The organism is Desulforamulus hydrothermalis Lam5 = DSM 18033, from assembly GCF_000315365.1.
Classification (GTDB): domain Bacteria; phylum Bacillota; class Desulfotomaculia; order Desulfotomaculales; family Desulfotomaculaceae; genus Desulfotomaculum; species Desulfotomaculum hydrothermale.
The window spans coordinates 49,160-66,733 of sequence record NZ_CAOS01000011.1 but is presented as its reverse complement, the minus strand read 5'-3'; the positions used below and the strand labels follow the sequence as shown (position 1 = coordinate 66,733).

Sequence of the window (17,574 nt, the reverse complement as noted above, 5' to 3'; positions counted from 1 at the left end):
GAAGGCAGTTGCAAGCCTTAAAAAAAGTGAGAGACTTTGGCTGCCTTGCGGGGCGCCTCTAGTCTCTCACTGTTTTATATTACAAGCTGACCATTTTTACTTCCAATACACCGTCGATACGGGCCATTTCATCCAGGGCATCCTGGGGCACAATGTTGTCCACCATCATCACCATAATGGCTTTGCCGCCCAGTTCCACACGTCCCACCTGCATACCGCCGATGTTGATGTTTTTATCGCCCACAATGGTACCCACCTTGCCGACAATGCCGGGTTTGTCAATATGGGGCACCACCAGCATGTGGCCGCCGGTGGCAGCGTTGATGCGGAAGCCGTCAATATTGACAATCCTGGGGTCGTTGCCCTGGAACATGGTGCCTGCCAGCAGCCGCCGGCCTTTGTCGGTATAAACATGAACGGTAATCAGATTATGATAGTCTTCTCCGTTCTCCTTGGTGGTTTGCACAACCGTAATACCACGGTTGCGAGCCACCAGGGTGGCGTTAACAAAGTTAACGTTTTCTTGCAGGATGGGATCCAGCAATCCCTTCAATAAAATGGTCGTGATAGGATTAACATCATATTTAGCTAACTCGCCGCTGTAAATAACCTCTACCTTTTGAAGCCGGCCGTTCAGCATTTGCGCCTGGAAGGTACCAAGTTTTTCTGCCAGGTCAAGGAAGGGGCGGATTTTAGCCAGCAGCTTGGGGCTCATGGAAGGCATGTTGACGGCATTTTTCACCAATTCACCCCGCAAGGCTGCAACAATTTCTTCCGCCACATCCACCGCCACATTTATCTGGGCTTCCTGGGTAGAGGCGCCCAGGTGCGGGGTGGCAATAAAGTTTTCCAGCTGCAGTAACGGGCTGTCGGTGCAGGGCTCGGTTTCAAAAACGTCCAGCGCTGCTCCCGCCACTTTGCCGTTAACCATATATTCGTACAGGGCAGCTTCATCAATAATACCGCCCCGGGCGCAGTTAATAATGCGCACCCCGTCTTTCATCTGTTCAAAGGCTTCTTTATTAATCATATGATAGGTTTCTTTGGTTTTGGGCATATGCACCGTAATAAAATCTGCCCGTTTAAACAGTTCTTGCAGGGTGACTATTTCCACCGCCATTTTTCTGGCGTGTTCTTCCGCAATATAGGGATCATAAGCAATAATGTGCATTTCCATCGCCTGGGCCCGCTTGGCCACCGCCGAACCTATGCGGCCAAGACCGATAATACCCAGGGTTTTCCCTCGCAACTCAACACCCAGGAAGGCTTTTTTATCCCAGCAGCCGTTTTTCAGCTTGCCGCAGGCAGCCGGTACTTTGCGGGCCAGGGCCAGCATCATGGCCATGGTATGTTCGGCTGCGGCAATGGTGTTGCCATCCGGGGCGTTAACCACCACAATACCTTTGTTGGTGGCAGCGTTGCGGTCGATGTTGTCAACCCCTACGCCGGCCCGGCCAATCACTTTTAATTTATTGGCTGCTTCTATCACCCGGGCAGTTACCTTGGTGGCGCTGCGGACAATTAAGGCGTCATACTGGCCAATTACTTCCACCAGTTGGTCTTCAGTCATTTTTTCGCCAATTACCACTTCAATATCAGGTTGCCGGCGTAAAGGCACCAAACCCTGTTCTGCCACACCGTCCATTACTAATACTTTCATCATGCGTGCTCGCCTCCTACAAATACCATTTGCGCTTCTCTGACACCGGCACCCAGTTCAGCTTTATAGCCGCATTTGCCTAAAGCCATTTCCAGGGCAGCAATGGCAATAATAACGTCCATTTTATCGGCATAACCCATATGAGCAATGCGGAAAATCTTGCCTTTCATTTTGTCCTGGCCGCCGGCAAAAGTAACGCCGTAATCCCGCAGCAGTACCTTACGCAAGGTATCGGCATCTACCACCATGGGTGATTGTACGGCGGTAACAGCCTGGGAGGCACATTCGTCCGGCGCCAGCAGCTCCAGTCCCAAACCCTGGATGGCAGCCCGGGTAGCTTTAGCCAACAGCTTATGACGGGCAAACACGTTATCCAGACCTTCTTCCAAAATCATATCCAGGGCTGCTTCCAGGCCAAAAACCATGGTAACCGGCGTGGTATAGGCAGTATTCCATTTAGCAATGGATTTGCGGGCTTTCAGTAAATCAAAATAATACTTGGGAGATGTATTTTGCTCAATTTTTTGCCAGGCTTTATCGCTGACACTGATAAAAGCCAGCCCCGGGGGCAGCATAAATGCTTTTTGCGAACCGCTGACCACCACATCCACATGCCACTCGTCCGTCCGCAGGTCGATGGCAGCCAGTCCGCTGACAGCATCTACCGCCAGCACCGCATTATACTCGGCCACCAGCTTGCCTAAACCTTCAATATCGTTTTGCACGCCGGTGGAAGTTTCGTTCTGGGTAGCCAGCACCACTTTTATCGCTGGGTCGGCATCTAATTTCTTTTTCACCACATTCAGGTCAATATCATAACCCCAGCCAAAATCCACAAAATCTACTTCGCCGCCGTAAATTCTGGCCAGTTCCGCAAAACGTTCGCCAAACTTGCCGCAGGACAGGGCCAGCACTTTATCCCCGGGATTAACCAGGTTGGCCACAGCTGCTTCCAAAGCACCGGTGCCGGAACTGCCCTGAATAAAGACGTGGTTTTTGGTTTGAAACACCTGCTGCAGTTTGCCTGTTACTCGTTCCATCACAGCCTGAAACTCAGCGCTGCGGTGCCCGATAACAGGCCGCGACATGGCCTCTGCCACCCGGGGGGGAATTGGTGTCGGTCCCGGAATTAAGAGATACTTTTTGTCTTGCATGATCAACAATCCCTCCAGTAAAAATTGTTTGTTACCCGCCGGGGGGGAAATATAAAAACCTCCCGCCCCTAACGGATGATAGTCCATTAGGGACGAGAGGTTATGCTCCCGCGTTGCCACCCTTGTTGGTCAGAAACTAAAAACTTCTGACCCACTCATTTGTTATAACGGGTGTCTTCCCGTATCCACCTACTGGCAGCTCTTTTATCTGTCTCGCTGTTTTTCGGCGGATCCCCTCCGGGGAGGAATTCACTTAAACCCTCTGCCGGTTCGCACCACCCACCGGCTCTCTGAAAGAACAGGCTTAAATTACTTTTCCCCTTCGCTGGGTTTCTCGATGTCCTTTATCATGTAAATGATTTTACACAGGAGACTTTTGTTTGTCAATAATGGATATGTTAATTTTTTATAATTTTCTGCTACCCTCCTTGTTAAGGCCCCCGGTTATTTGATTTGGGCAGTGTGTTCAAAACGATGGCAATACTGATAGCCGTTCCGATTTTTAACGCATCATAAGTCTTTTCTGCTTTTTTGTAGTAGGCATCAAACCTTTCTATAAATTTGTTGCCGGCCGGCAAGATAACGGCAGTTACGTTTTCGACGGCATTTTGCAAGTTTTGCACCGCATGTAATTTATTCTCTAACAGGGTGCCAAACAAAAAGGAACATATTACCGCCACCGTAATCAGCCACTTGCCGGGCTTGTTCAGGTTGATAAACTTCATTTTCGTTCACCTCCTGAACGCCGCCAAGTCAGCGTCAAATTTAGTTTACCATATAAATTATTTTCCATATAATTCCATTTAGGATGTTTATTTAACGCTACAGCCTGTTTTTTAAAGTTTGTGGTTATTTTTTCCTTCGGTTTTATATTTCCAATTATTTACTGTTGTTTTTATTATAAACAACAAACCCGTACCACTTAGGGTGATACGGGTTAAAATTTACTTAATCATGTTTAAGAAGTAACGGTGCAGCCTCAGATCGTCCGTCAATTCCGGGTGAAAGGCCGCAACCAGGCAATTATGCTGGCGGGCCAGCACAATTTTATCTTGATAGGTTGCCATTACCTGTACATTGTCCGCCACCCTTTTGATGTAGGGAGCTCGGATAAAGACAGCCCGCAGGGGTTGTTGTCCCAGCTCAGGCACTTCAAGGCCGGTTTCAAAACTTTCTACCTGCCGGCCAAAGGCATTTCGCTCCACCTCGATATCCAGCAAGCCCAAGCGAGGCTGGTTTGACCCGGCAATTTCTTTGGCCAGCATAATCAAACCGGCACAGGTGCCAAAAATAGGCAGGCCCTGCCGCCCCAATTCCTGCAGGGGTTCAAACAAGGCAAACCGGTGCATTAATTTGCCCATGGTGGTGCTTTCACCGCCGGGGATAATTAACCCCTGAATACCCGCCAACTGCTCCGGTTTACGCACCTGCCTGCTTGCTACCCCACAGGCAGCCAGTGCTTTCTGGTGTTCGATAAAGGCACCCTGCAGTGCTAAAACGCCTATTACCATTTTGTTATCTACCATCCTCTTTCTTGCATCCGCTGTTCAGCGGCAATGGTAGCAATTTCAATGCCCGGCATTGCTTCACCCAGGTCTTTGGAAATTTCGGCCAGAACTTGCGGATCATTATAATGGGTGGTGGCAGCTACAATGGCCTTGGCCCGGGCTACCGGGTCTTTCGACTTAAAGATACCGGAACCTACAAATATGCCGTCGCAGCCAAGCTGCATCATCAAAGCAGCATCTGCCGGGGTAGCAATACCGCCGGCGGCAAAATTAACCACAGGCAGCCGCCCCAATTCATGCACCTGTACCACCAGGTCGTAGGGTGCACCCATTTCTTTGGCTGCGGTCATTAACTCATCTTTAGGCATGTGTTGTACCATGCGGATTTCGCTCATAACCTGTCTCATATGGCGGACAGCTTCTACCACGTTGCCGGTACCGGGTTCCCCTTTGGTACGGATCATGGCAGCTCCCTCGCCGATGCGGCGCAGGGCTTCTCCCAGGTTTCTGGCACCACACACAAAAGGTACTTTAAAATCGTGTTTGTTAATGTGGAATACTTCATCAGCCGGTGTCAGTACTTCACTTTCGTCAATGTAGTCAACACCCAGTGCTTCCAGTATTTGGGCCTCCACAAAGTGTCCAATGCGGGCTTTTGCCATCACCGGTATGGTAACGGCATCCATAATGCGCAAAATTACATTGGGATCTGCCATCCTGGCTACACCGCCGGCAGCCCGGATGTCTGCAGGAACTCTTTCCAACGCCATAACAGCGCAGGCGCCGGCCTCTTCAGCAATCTTTGCCTGTTCCGGCGTAGTAACATCCATAATAACGCCGCCCTTTAGCATTTCAGCCAGACCTTTTTTGACGGTCCATGTACCCTTTTCAGCCACGATATTTCCCTCCAAAAAATAGAGTTTTACTCACTGATTATTAATTTTAATTTATTCTACCTTGCCTGACAAGTTTTTGCTTATGTTATCTTGAATATCCAAAAAATATAGACTTACCGGATCACACAAACGTCAACGACTATTTAATATATTGACACAATCACCCTGGCCAGCCAACCATGCTTCCCGGTAATCAGCTAATAAAAGGTCCGTTAACTCTCCGTCAATGGCGCCTTTTTTTACCTGGTTGGCCATTATATTAATTACCTGCTCTTTAGCTAAGGGTTGACGGTAGGGACGTTCTTCGGTCAAAGCAGTAAAAATATCCGCCACTGCCACAATTCTGGCCCCTGTTTTTAAGTCTGATCTGTCTAATTTAAAAGGGTACCCCATACCGTTAAGGGTTTCGTGGTGGCAGGAAGCGTAGTGATTGATGGTATCAAATCCATCAATCATTTTTAAAATTTGAAAAGTATAATAGGTGTGCTTTTTCATTATGTTGTATTCCGACTCTGTAAGCTTGCCCGGCTTGTTCAGTATGGCATCAGGTACACCCAGTTTCCCTAAATCATGCAGCAAGCCGGCCACTTTTACAATATCACAATGCTGTTCAGAAAAACCGGCCCGGGCAGCCAGCAGGCGGGCTACCCTGGCTACACCGCCCGAATGCCGGCGGGTAAAGGGGCTTTTAAAGTCAATTACGCGGGCCACCGTCTCCGCCACTGCGGTAACTTCAGATAAACCAAGTTCTTTGGCGGTCACCGGGCAATGGTGCGCCAAAATGTCAGCCATAAATTCCGCCTGCAGGTCCAGCCAAAAGCATTCTCTGGCACTGAGATCATTAAAAGCCTCCACCAACCGGGGGTCAAACAGGCGGCTGCTTTCTTCATTTATGCGCCGGCAAATATATTTCTTTTGTTCTAATATGTAAACATCGTCCCTGATTAAAACATCTATCCGGTCCGCCAGGTGGATGATGCGGCTTTCTATGGGAATTTGTTCCCCCCGCAGACCGCATGCATTATTTAGGCCGTCCCAGCGGTCATGGTGATGTAAAATAATATCCGCCACGGCACCAAACAAAGAATGCCCGTAAAAAAGCCCGTATCCTTTTTTACAGTGATTGAGGGTACCGCCGGCTAAAAATTCGGTTAACTGGTTTTTTTCTTCCCAGGTGCTGGATCCCGCATCATGCAAAATGGCCGCTGTAAACAGTTTCTCCAATTGGGCAGATGATAAACCATATAATTTTCCTATTTGCAAAGCCATTAGCGCCACCCTCTGATGGTGACGCATAAGGCCGTGGCTGTTAAAGTCCATAGCCAGACTCAAAGAGCTTAATAATTTATAGTAATTAGTTATTAAAGATGGCATAACCGTCTCCTGTGGAACTTTTTGGCATTGCAATAATTCGACCTGTCCTGGCTAAATACCTGTTGCGGTATGTAATTTTATGTCACCTAAAGTAATTTTTCCAACAGAGAAATAACAATTTCTATGGCAATTAAGATAATAATCATCCACTCCAGCCGGGTGCCTCGCTGGGCATGGGCCAAAATAGTAAACACCTCGGTAATGTTCATAACATTTTCAGTCTTATGGCGCAAACTTTCATATCTCTCTTGAATATCAAAAAGATCAGTTAACTTTAAAAATATTTCTTCAGCTTCTTCACGGTACCAGGTAATATCAGGTTTATCTAAAACCATGACATAGGAAATGGTGTTGTACTTAAACCGGAGGATTTGCGCCGACAATTTAGCCAGCTGATGGTCGTTAATAGTTAGCTTTCCTTTATCCAGGTAGTCAATAATTTTTTCAATTTCGTCAGAAACCTTTTCCACATCATCCTCAATGCGGTCAAGGGCCACTGATCTGGCCAGCACAATGGCAATAATTTGCGGGTAATAGTCCAGCAGCCGGGGCGCTGTCATAACATCGTTATGCACTTGCAGGTCTTCATCGGCTTTAATCTCCAGCCGATAAGAATCCATATATTCAAAGTGATTTACACTTTGCGACAAAGCATCCTCTATCTTGCATAGATATTTATACATGTCAGACAGGTCGTACTTGGTTGCATTAACCGCCACCAGGCAACCAAAGTAAAACAGGTAAATCTTTTTATTGTGATAATCTTCCAGAATTCCTTTTAAATCTTTACCCTGAAGGACCAGCGGCTCTTCCCACTTGTATTTTTTTTCAATACCAAAATGCCGGGCAATTAAATTTAAGTTTAATTCCTGCGCCACTGAAACTGCCAAAAATTCCATTGACTGCATAACTATTCTCCTCGATCTTTTATTTTTCCGTGTGTTATTAAGTTTATATTTTTATTGAAAAAGACTCAACTTAATCAATTTAATTAAAAGGCGGTTATGATTTAACCCGATCAGTTTCCTATGATTTAAAAACAAAGGCTCTAAAATAAATGTTGGGGTGACAGGAAAAAGAAAAGCATTTGGTCGAATACCTTAGTCGCCAAACCAAACCCTCAAAGAGGAGGTATTCTTCCAAATGCAATTTCAGTCTATCAGAAATTTTATTAATTTGAAAGATGTTATTATTAGCAATGTTGAGCATTTTGACAGCCACTCTGAAATCTCTCTATCAATGCCCGTTAGACCCCATAAGTGCCCTGCTTGTGGGACATTAACTAAATCTATCCATGACTACCGAACTCAAAAGATTAAGGATATTCCCTGGCTAAATAAACCCCTTTACTTAATATATCGCAAGCGACGATATAACTGCCGTAAATGTAACAAGAAGTTTTACGAACAAGTTGACTTTATCGGTAAATATCAAAGAATGACTAAACGACTGATTATGGCCGTTGTGGATAGGCTCCGCTCAAACTCCAGTATGTGCTCTGTCGCTGATGATTTTTCTCTCTCTCCATGTACTATCACTAGAATCTTTGATTACCTATCCTATAGCCTTAAGGAATTGCCTACTGTCCTCTCTATTGATGAGTTTAAAGGCACTACTGACAAAGGTAAATACCATTGCATTCTGGCTGATCCCATTAGTTCCAAAGTCCTTGACATCCTTGAAAGCCGTACCCAGGATTATCTGGTTAGCTACTTTAAAAAGTTTAATAATCTCGATAAGGTTAAGTATGTTGTTATTGATATGTGGGGCCCTTATAAGCGGGCTGCCGAACTGGTTTTTCCTAACGCTACGATTGTTATTGATCGCTTTCACTACGTCAGAAACTGCATTTGGGCTATTGATAAGGTCAGAAAACGTGTTCAGCAGTCTTTACCTTATGAAAAACGCCGATTTTTAAAATTCAGCCGTAGACTCCTTCTCTCAAGACCCGATAAGTTAAGCGATGATTCTAAAATCAAATTGGCCAACATCCTTCGTTTTAATGATGAACTTAGAGTTTCTTATCTTTTGAAAGAACAGTTCATGGATTTTGTAAAGGCAAGTTCCTCTGTTGAAGCAGAATCAAAACTTAACCGGTGGCTAAATCTCGTTAAACAACATAAAATCAAAGAATTTTACTACCTGGCTAATACAATCGTAAACTGGAAAACTGAAATTCTAAATTCATTTGATGTCCCTTACTCAAATGGGTGTATTGAAGGCTACAACAACAAAATTAAAGTCATCAAGCGTAATGCTTTTGGTTTTAGAAATTTTAATAGATTCCGCTCACGTATTCTTCACTGCTGCGCTTAATTTTGGACATAAAAATATGGCGACAGGTATCCGTAGACACCTGTCACCCCAACATTTGACATAGAGCCTTAAAATAAAACGGCCAGGGGCCGTTTTTTCATAGGCGGGTTTAAAGTTCAAGAGAGGGGTGCAATTAAATAGCACGCTGAACCTTTCCACTCCGGAGACAACGGGTGCAAACCATAATCCGCTTAGGGGAACCGTCTACGATGGCTTTTACCCTTTGTAAGTTGGGTCTCCAGGTCCGCTTGGTACGGATATGGGAGTGGCTTAATTTAATACCAACGGTAACACCTTTGTCACAAATTGCGCACTTGGCCATTGACACACACCTCCTTTAACGACCGTAACCTGTGTCTATCAGGAACTGCAATAATCTCACTAGGTTAGTATACCACAAATAATCCCAAAATCAAATGAAAATTTATGAATTCTTGCTACCCATGGAAATTGCGACCATGTTATAATGGAACATATGTTTTGAATGGTGATTATATATGGTGGATTTGTTCAAGCCGGTACAATACCTTAAAGGCGTGGGTCCCCAGAGGGCTAAACAATTGGCAGGCATGGGCATCCATACCCTGTGGGACTTGCTTTATCATTTTCCCAGAAACTACCAAGACAGGAGCGATATACGCCCCATACATACATACGCTCACGGTGATTTAGCCACTGTCAAAGGGGTGGTGACGGCCAGCCAGGAAACAAAGCCGAGGCGGGGCTTGTGTATAACCAAGCTGGTTTTACAGGAAAGCGGCAGCACCTTTTATGCAGTGTGGTTTAACCAACCATATATTCGTAAACAATACCTGCCGGGTCAAAAGTTGCTGGTCACCGGCAAGGTGGACAGGGGTTTTGGTGTACCCCAGGTGCATGTAACAGATCATGAACTGCTCTCGGGAGATGAAAGATTGCATACCGGCCGCATTGTGCCTGTTTATCCATTGGCAGAAAGTATCAGCCAACGTTTTTTGCGCAGCTTAATTAAAAACGTTTTGGATCAAACCGGGTCCTTAATTCCGGAATTTTTGCCCGATCGGATGCTGGACCGCCACCGCTTGCCATGCTTGCCGGAAGCGCTGCAAGAGATTCATTTCCCGTCCGACAATGAGGCCTGCAGCCGGGCCCACAAGAGGTTTGTTTTGGAAGAATTATTCCTCTTTCAGATGGGAATGTTGCTGCAAAAAAGTAAAAATATTAAAAAGGCTAAAAAACATCAATATTTGCCGGAATCACTCACCGATTTGCTGTTAAACAGCCTGCCTTTTCGCTTAACACCGGCACAGCAACGGGTTTGGCAGGAAATTGCCCACGACTTGGCGGGCCCTTATCCAATGAACCGTCTGCTGCAGGGAGATGTGGGAGCGGGTAAGACCGTGGTGGCTGCCCTGGCCCTTTGCAAAGCAGCGGGTTCCGGCTTGCAGAGTGCCCTGATGGCACCTACTGAGCTGCTGGCTGAACAACATGCCAAAAGTATCACAGAGCTGTTAGCACCCCTGGGTGTCCGGGTGGCCCTGCTAACCGGCAGCGCCCGGCGAGGCAGGCAACAACTTTTAGCGGATATAGCCGGCGGTGAAGTACAGGTGGTAATTGGTACCCATGCCCTGATACAGGACCGGATACAGTTTAGCAATCTGGCTCTGGTGGTGGTGGATGAGCAGCATCGCTTCGGCGTCCGCCAGCGGGCGGCCCTGCAGGAGAAAGGGATAACGCCGGATGTCTTGGTAATGACCGCAACCCCAATACCCCGCACACTGGCTTTAACCCTGTACGGCGACCTTGATGTTTCAGTGCTTGATCAGTTGCCGCCAGGCCGGCAGGACATTAAAACTTACCACCTTCCCCTTGCCCAGGCAGGCAAAGCGGTGGGGTTGATCAAACAACAGGTTGATCAGGGCAGGCAGGCCTATGTGGTATGCCCGCTGGTGGAAGAATCAGAGAAAATTGATACCCAGGCAGCCATAGCTTTGTATGAAAGATTAAAAAAAGCTCTGGCCCATTACAGTGTAGGATTGCTGCACGGCAGAATGAAGTGGCAGGAAAAGGAAAATATTATGAACGGTTTTCGCCGCGGTGACATCTCTGTGCTGGTATCCACCACAGTCATCGAGGTGGGGGTGGATGTACCTAATGCTACCGTGATGGTTGTTTGGGATGCCCAGCGGTTTGGCCTGGCCCAGTTACACCAATTAAGGGGCAGAGTGGGACGGGGCAGCTACCAATCTTACTGTATTTTGGTGGGTGATCCCGGAACGCCGGAAGCCAGAGAACGTCTAAGTGCCATGTGTCGTACCCAGGACGGTTTTGCCCTGGCGGAGGAAGACCTGAAACTGCGGGGGCCGGGAGAGTTTTTCGGTACACGCCAGTCTGGCCTGCCGGATTTTAAAATAGCTGACCTGGTGCGGGACGGCAGGGAAACAGAGCTGGCCCGCCGGGAAGCTGAACAGCTTCTGCAGGAGGATCCTCTTTTACGCCAACCGGAACACAAGTTACTGATTGAACATTTTGCCAGGCGTTTTCCTGATTTTATAAAGTACAGTGACGTCAGTTAATTCTCGCCTGTCACAACAGATGAATAGTGCCGTTACGGATGGCAAAACCATAATCTTTTGTTAGGAATTACTTAGTATTAATTATGTGCCTGGGTGAAGATTAAAAAGTAAATTATCAGTCATCACTGCAAGTACTGGCTGTACTCATCGGCAGTAATGGCCGGGTGTAGCGCCAGGGAAATCCCGCCGGCAATAATCTTGGCGGTATTTTCAATTAATGTGTCAATTTCCTTGGGAGTTACCATTAGTTGAGCTGATGTGTAGGGCTGCAGGACGGCATTAACAATGGGTTGAATTGCCTCGGAATTCATAAATTGATAGATCCCCTGCAGTTCCGGACGGTCTTTGGTTTGTTCCGCCAAGCGATCCAGGGTTTCACCGGCAATAATGGCAGCCGGCACAACTGTGGGCACGCCAATGGCAATTACCGGCACGCCCATGGATGCCTGATTAATGCCCGCCCGTTTGTTGCCTACCCCGGAGCCGGGCGCGATTCCTGTATCAGCCAGCTGGATGGTGGTGCCAATGCGTTCCACCGCCCGAGCAGCCAGAGCATCAACCGCTATGATAAGTTCCGGCTTAATTCGATCCACCACACCCTTAATGATTTCGGCGGTTTCAATGCCGGTTAAACCTAAAACTCCCGGCGAGAGGGCGCTGACTGAACGCATGCCGTCCCTGATTTCCGACGGTGCATAATTATACATATGTCGAGTCACCAGAGTCATACCGACTACTTTGGGACCCAAGGCATCCGGCGTGGCGTTCCAGTTGCCAAGTCCCACCACCAACACATTGGCATGTTCGGGCAAGTTAAATAAAGATGCAAGCTGGCGGGCAAAGATTTCTACAATCTCCTGATGGATTTGACGGTTGTTGTCACGAATAGCGGGAGCCTCGATGGTGATATATGTACCCTGCGGCTTGCCCATCAGTTGTTCTGCGTAATCCTCTTCTATATGCACAGTGGTAACGGTGGCGTGGGTATAAGTTTCTTTATCCATCCGGCAACCCGGAATTTCCTGACCGGTTTGACCGCAGATTACTTCCCTTGCTTCAACAGCCAGGTCTAAACGGATATTATTGCGCTTGTAAAAGTTTGCATCCATAGGAATACCCCCTAGCAAAAAAGACATCGCTAATATCCTGTTCTTTCCATAAGAAATTTATGCAAAACCTGTGATAAATGTAAATAAATCGATTTTTTCCATATATTATGCTATAATAAGTTAGCAACCAAGACCAGTTAAGGAAGGGATTTTCAAGATTGCGAGTTATTGCCGGTTCTGCCAGAGGAAGAATTTTGAAAAGTCCCAGAGGGATGTCTACCAGACCGACAGCAGACAGGGTCCGGGAGGCCCTTTTTAACATTTTGTCCCCCCTGGTACCAGACAGCCGTTTTTTGGACTTATTCAGCGGTACCGGTGCTGTGGCCATCGAAGCACTGAGCCGTGGGGCGGCAAGGGCTGTCCTGGTTGAAAAGGATCGTCAGACAGCCGGCATTATTTACGAAAATTTAAAGTTATGTGGGTTGCTTAACCAGGCCGAAGTCCTTGCTATGGATGTGGACAGGGGTCTTCAGGTGCTGGGCCAAAGAAAGGATGTTTTTGATCTCATATTTATCGATCCGCCATACCGAAAAGGTTTTGAGAAACCTACCATCGAAAAAGTTCTGCGGCATAATATTCTTGCTGCCGGTGGCATAGCGGTGGTCGAAAGCAATCGGGCAGACCTGCCGCCGGACCGGGTGGGAAACCTGGTTGCTTATCGGTGCCAGCAATATGGTGATACAGCTCTGACATTTTATAGGTTTGACAGCTAAGGGGGAAAAAATATGAGAATTGGCATTTACCCTGGCAGTTTTGATCCGGTTACCAACGGACATCTGGATATTATTGAACGGTCTGCCGGGCTGTTTGATCGACTGATTGTAGCAGTGGCCAGGAATCCGCAAAAAATAAAGCCCTTGTTTACTGTAAACGAGAGAATCCAACTTTTAGAATCGGTGTTAGAAAAGTACCCTAATATCATTGTCGACTCATATGACGGTTTAACGGTAAATTATGCTTTAAAACAGGGCGCCAAAGCCATTGTACGAGGTTTGCGGGCGATTACAGATTTTGAAAGCGAATTTGTTTTTGCTCTTACTAATAAGAAGCTGGCGCCCCAACTGGAAACGGTTTATTTAATGACCAGGGCGGAGTATTCTTTTATTAGTTCATCCACAGTGAAGGAAGTGGCTTCATATAACGGTTGTTTAAGTGCCATGGTACCCGAACCGGTGGCAGCAAAACTTAAAGAGAAATACGGTTATGGGAAATGATAATGGTTTGATCAAGGAGGGGTAGAATTGTGGAGCTCTTTAATATCCTGAATGAGCTGGAAGAACTCATTGAGGAGAGCCCCAGGGTGCCGATGACCAGGCGTGTCATGGTAGATGAGAATAAACTTCTGGACTACCTGGACCGCATTCGCACCTCGCTTCCCGAAGAAGTTCGCCAGGCTAAGTGGTTGGTGAAAGAGAGGGATAAAGTACTCTCTGAATCCAAAAAGGAAGCACAGCGGATGTTGGAGGATGTTGCCCGTGAAATTGAACAGCGGGCGGAAGATCACGAAATTGTCAAGAAAGCGGAAAAAATAGCCCAGGAAACAATTAAAAAGGCTGAGGATGTGTCGCTGCAAATTCGTCAGGGAGCCCGTGAATACGCTGATGACATACTACAATCGCTGGAAGAAAAACTAAGTAAAATACTGGGTGAGATTCAGCAGGGCAGAAGTGAACTGCGCAAGTAGCAGAAGGTTGTAAAAACAAAGAAGCATCGTGCTGTTGGTGCGTTGACCGAAGCTAAAGGGATTTAAAACACCGACAAAAGCTTTTGACACTATGAGGTCAGACCCCCTGTGGAGGTCTGACCTTGTTATTAGCTAAGGCTGTTTAAAATGCTCTGCCAATCGCAGTAACGTTCCACGTTTTCCAGCGCTTTGTCAATACTTTCTTTATTATTTGCGGTAATGCGGCCGGAAAGCTCACTGAGTTTTTCAATGGCGGTATATGTGTCATAATGAACCAGCAACACCGGTACACCCTTTTCCATGGCCCGACTGATGACCTTGACATCGGGGTATAGACCGCCTGTTAAGACAATGGCGGATGTACTGGTTTCCAGGGCTGCCAGAGCCATGTCAGCCCGGTCGCCGCCGGTAATAAAGATTTTATTGTTGGAGCGCCGCAGGTAGGCCAGGGCACTTTCGATAGTCATGGCGCCCACCATGATGTCTTCAACCAGCAGATCCAAATTTTTCTCGCCGGTAAGCAATTCGCCGCCCAGTAATTCATGTACTTGAGCTACCGAGGGGGAGGACAATTCCCGTACCCTGGGGACAATACCCAGGGTGCGAAAACCAAGGTCATCCAGCAGGGGTTTGTATACCCCTTCTATTTTTGCCTGGATGGGTCTGGGTACATGGGTAAAAATGTTACCTAATACCGGTACGCCTTTGCAGCGCAAGTATTGGTTGAAGAATACAGATTGATCCAAACTGTAATCGTTTTTTATATTTATTAAGTACAATACACCGGCCCCCAGTTCAGCAGCCAGAGAAGGTGCGTCCAGGCCGACGGTTCCCATGATGTGCGGGAAAATAGCGCTGTCAATAATCATCAGGTCGTTATCCTGGGCCATTTGCTGATATGCCCTTTTAATGGTTGCCAGCATTTCAGCGGAACGACTACCCCGGGACAGATAAAAAGGACTGGCTGTGGTGGGGGCAATCATCTCCAGAGGAGCCGATAAATTTAATAATTCTTTCATCAAAACGGCATCTTCATCGGTTTTGCCGGTAGCAGTAGAAGCTCCTACCGGTTTAAAATAAGACACTTTAAGACCTACCTGGCGGAACTTTAATGCCAAACCAACCGCCATAGCTGTCTTTCCGCTGCCGGCAGAACCCATAATGTAAAGATTTTTCACCGATAACACCTCGCTTATTAAATATTGGCCTGTTAAAACTCAATGGTAATTTTTATATCTAAGGCCGAATAGCCGTCAGGATAGGCAAAAACCGGGTTGATATCCATTTCACTGATTTCTTCAAAATCTAAGATTAACCGGGCTGCCCGGGCTACCATATCAATCAGGCTGATCATATCCGCCGGTTGTTCGCCGCGGTACCCCCGCAGTAAGGTGGCGGCTTTGGTTTCGGCAATCATTGCTGCAATTTCCGCATGGGTGATGCCACGGGCCAAACGAAAAGAAACGTCCTTTAGCAAGTTAACATATATACCGCCCAGGCCAAAAGCAATTAAGGGTCCGAACTGCATGTCTCTGGTCATACCAACAATCAATTCTGTTCCTTTCGGCATCATTTTGCTAACTTCAATGCCATAGGGAATAACGTTGGGCAAGTAGCGCTGCACGTTCTCTAAAATTTCAATAAAACCGTTGCGAACCTCCTCGGCGCTGTATAACCCAACTTTAACACCGCCTACATCGGTTTTGTGCATTATTTTTGGCGAAGCTACTTTAAGAACCACCGGATAACCGATGGATTCAGCGATGGCAACCGCTTCCTCCGGCGTAAGGGAAAGTTTTATGGGAGCTGCCGAAATGCCATAAGCTTCAGCTACCGCAGCGGCTTCGCTGCCCAGCAGCACGCTGCGGCGATCGCGGATGACATCGTAAAAAATAGCCTTGACCTTGTCCGGATTGATATCATCGTAGCGGATTTCTTCTCCTTCCGGCCGGTTTTCCAGCCGCCGCATATAATTGACCATACCGGCTAGAGAACGGACGGCCGGTTCCGGAAAGGTAAATACCGGGATTTTGGCCTGAGTTAAAATTTTAACACCGTCAGCTAAAGTTATACCTCCCATATAAGCTGTTAACAGCGGTTTATCCGGGTATTTCCGGTGCAGCTCAATAATTTTGTGGGCGATATTTACCGGGTCGGTAACGGCAGTGGGACAGACCAAAACAACCACACTATCCACATGGGGATCCTTGAGGACGGCTTCCAAAGCAAAGGCATAACGATCTGCCCGGGCGTCTCCGATAACATCCACCGGGTTGTAAATATTTGCTTCCGGTGGTAAATTAGCCCGCAGGGCATCCAAGGTTTCTTTAGTAAAGCGGGCCATGGATAAATGGGCTTCCTCTATGGCATCCGAGGCCACAATACCGGGTCCCCCGGCGTTGGTAACGATAGCCACACGATCTCCCTTAGGTAAAGGCTGATAGGAAAAACAAATAGCCAAATCAAACAGCTCGGTCATGCTGCGGGCTCGTAAAATACCGGCCTGAGTGAAAGCTGTGGCATAGGCCAAGTCGCTGCCCGCCAGAGCGCCGGTGTGCGAAGAGGCAGCCAAGGCGCCGGCTTGGCTGGTGCCTGATTTTAATACAATAACCGGTTTTTTTCCGGCTGCTCGGCCGGCTGCTTCCAAGAAATATTTTCCATCATGCACGTCTTCAATATAACAAAGTATTACTCTGGTAAAGGGATCGTCGGCCAGCGCCCCAATAAAGTCAGCTTCGTTTAAATCGGCTTTGTTGCCCAGGCTGATGACCCTGCTGAAGCCAAGCCCGACAGATCTGGCCCAATCCATGATAGAAACCAGCATTGCACCGCTCTGCGAAATAAAAGCAATATCCCCCTGCAGAGGAAATCCGGCGGCAAAGGAGGTGTTGAGGGGGAGATGGGTATCCATAATGCCCACACAATTGGGCCCCACCATGGCAATGCCATATTTTTTTGCAATTAATAATAATTTTTTCTCTAACTCCAGTCCTTCCGGCCCGACCTCTTTAAAGCCGGCGGAAATGACCACGGCAAACTTGATGCCCTTTTTGCCGCATTCTTCCATCACTTCGGGACACAATTTTGCCGGTACGCAAATTACCGCCAGGTCAACACCGGCAGGAATCCGGCTGACACTGCTGAAGCAGGGTAACCCGGCAATGGCGGTTTCTTTCGGGTTAACGGGAAAAATTTCACCTTTAAACCCGCATTCAATTATATTTTTGACAATTACATGGCCAATTTTGCCGGTTTTATTTGATGCTCCGATAATGGCTACCGACTTCACATTAAACAAGGGCGTTAAGTCTGCCATTG

Annotated in this window: 15 protein-coding genes, 1 pseudogene and 1 other annotated feature; of the genes and pseudogenes, 5 read left to right on the top strand and 11 right to left on the bottom strand. The window is 47.3% G+C overall.

Annotation, left to right across the window (positions count from 1 at the left end; all coding sequences use genetic code 11):
• Positions 1-79 precede the first annotated feature (79 nt).
• The 7 genes from serA to DESHY_RS08465 all read right to left on the bottom strand — a co-directional run bounded on the left by serA (position 80) and on the right by DESHY_RS08465 (position 7,500).
• Positions 80-1,663: a phosphoglycerate dehydrogenase gene (gene serA, locus DESHY_RS08495; RefSeq protein WP_008411995.1), complete on the bottom strand. Its 1,584-nt coding sequence runs from the start codon at positions 1,661-1,663 to the stop codon at positions 80-82.
• On the bottom strand, positions 1,660-2,817 hold the full coding sequence (locus tag DESHY_RS08490) for a pyridoxal-phosphate-dependent aminotransferase family protein (RefSeq protein ID WP_048818035.1): 1,158 nt from the start codon (positions 2,815-2,817) through the stop codon (positions 1,660-1,662). The genes serA and DESHY_RS08490 overlap by 4 nt, the downstream gene beginning before the upstream one ends.
• Positions 2,818-2,899: 82 nt before the next feature.
• Positions 2,900-3,149, bottom strand: a binding site (T-box leader).
• 96 nt (positions 3,150-3,245) lie between these two features.
• On the bottom strand, positions 3,246-3,539 hold the full coding sequence (locus DESHY_RS08485) for a hypothetical protein (RefSeq protein ID WP_008411993.1): 294 nt from the start codon (positions 3,537-3,539) through the stop codon (positions 3,246-3,248).
• A gap of 219 nt (positions 3,540-3,758) precedes the next feature.
• A complete protein-coding gene (gene pdxT, locus DESHY_RS08480) occupies positions 3,759-4,325 on the bottom strand; it encodes a pyridoxal 5'-phosphate synthase glutaminase subunit PdxT (protein ID WP_008411992.1) in 567 nt (188 codons plus the stop codon).
• Positions 4,326-4,333: 8 nt separating this feature from the next.
• On the bottom strand, positions 4,334-5,218 hold the full coding sequence (gene pdxS, locus DESHY_RS08475) for a pyridoxal 5'-phosphate synthase lyase subunit PdxS (RefSeq protein WP_008411991.1): 885 nt from the start codon (positions 5,216-5,218) through the stop codon (positions 4,334-4,336).
• A 132-nt stretch (positions 5,219-5,350) separates the two neighbouring features.
• Positions 5,351-6,592 (bottom strand): HD-GYP domain-containing protein, encoded by a 1,242-nt coding sequence (locus DESHY_RS08470; protein WP_008411990.1) that lies wholly within the window; start codon positions 6,590-6,592, stop codon positions 5,351-5,353.
• Positions 6,593-6,678: 86 nt separating this feature from the next.
• Positions 6,679-7,500, bottom strand: a complete 822-nt coding sequence (locus DESHY_RS08465; RefSeq protein ID WP_008411989.1) for an RMD1 family protein — start codon at positions 7,498-7,500, stop codon at positions 6,679-6,681.
• Positions 7,501-7,735: 235 nt separating this feature from the next.
• On the opposite strand from DESHY_RS08465, the gene DESHY_RS08460 reads away from it, so the two are divergent.
• Complete coding sequence (locus DESHY_RS08460) at positions 7,736-8,908, top strand: ISL3 family transposase (RefSeq protein WP_008411033.1); 1,173 nt, start codon at positions 7,736-7,738, stop codon at positions 8,906-8,908.
• Positions 8,909-9,041: 133 nt separating this feature from the next.
• Here the strand turns inward: DESHY_RS08460 and rpmB are convergent, their stop codons facing one another.
• Positions 9,042-9,230 (bottom strand): 50S ribosomal protein L28, encoded by a 189-nt coding sequence (gene rpmB, locus DESHY_RS08455; RefSeq protein WP_008411986.1) that lies wholly within the window; start codon positions 9,228-9,230, stop codon positions 9,042-9,044.
• A gap of 175 nt (positions 9,231-9,405) precedes the next feature.
• Between rpmB and recG the strand changes: the two genes are divergently transcribed.
• On the top strand, positions 9,406-11,463 hold the full coding sequence (gene recG, locus DESHY_RS08450; RefSeq protein WP_008411984.1) for an ATP-dependent DNA helicase RecG: 2,058 nt from the start codon (positions 9,406-9,408) through the stop codon (positions 11,461-11,463).
• Between the two features lie 122 nt (positions 11,464-11,585).
• Here the strand turns inward: recG and gpr are convergent, their stop codons facing one another.
• On the bottom strand, positions 11,586-12,572 hold the full coding sequence (gene gpr, locus DESHY_RS08445) for a GPR endopeptidase (protein WP_008411982.1): 987 nt from the start codon (positions 12,570-12,572) through the stop codon (positions 11,586-11,588).
• Positions 12,573-12,727: 155 nt separating this feature from the next.
• On the opposite strand from gpr, the pseudogene rsmD reads away from it, so the two are divergent.
• From rsmD to DESHY_RS08430, 3 genes and pseudogenes are all read left to right on the top strand, one after another.
• Positions 12,728-13,285: pseudogene (rsmD, locus tag DESHY_RS08440) on the top strand (16S rRNA (guanine(966)-N(2))-methyltransferase RsmD); the annotation flags it as partial.
• 12 nt (positions 13,286-13,297) lie between these two features.
• Entirely contained in the window at positions 13,298-13,786 is a 489-nt protein-coding gene (coaD, locus tag DESHY_RS08435) for a pantetheine-phosphate adenylyltransferase (RefSeq protein WP_008411979.1), read from the top strand.
• Between the two features lie 29 nt (positions 13,787-13,815).
• Positions 13,816-14,256: a Vacuolar-type H+-ATPase subunit H gene (locus tag DESHY_RS08430; protein WP_008411977.1), complete on the top strand. Its 441-nt coding sequence runs from the start codon at positions 13,816-13,818 to the stop codon at positions 14,254-14,256.
• A 128-nt stretch (positions 14,257-14,384) separates the two neighbouring features.
• Here the strand turns inward: DESHY_RS08430 and DESHY_RS08425 are convergent, their stop codons facing one another.
• Positions 14,385-15,434 (bottom strand): phosphotransacetylase family protein, encoded by a 1,050-nt coding sequence (locus DESHY_RS08425; RefSeq protein WP_008411976.1) that lies wholly within the window; start codon positions 15,432-15,434, stop codon positions 14,385-14,387.
• 32 nt (positions 15,435-15,466) lie between these two features.
• Positions 15,467-17,572, bottom strand: coding sequence for an acetate--CoA ligase alpha subunit (acs, locus tag DESHY_RS08420; protein ID WP_008411974.1), 2,106 nt, complete (start codon positions 17,570-17,572; stop codon positions 15,467-15,469).
• Positions 17,573-17,574 lie beyond the last annotated feature (2 nt).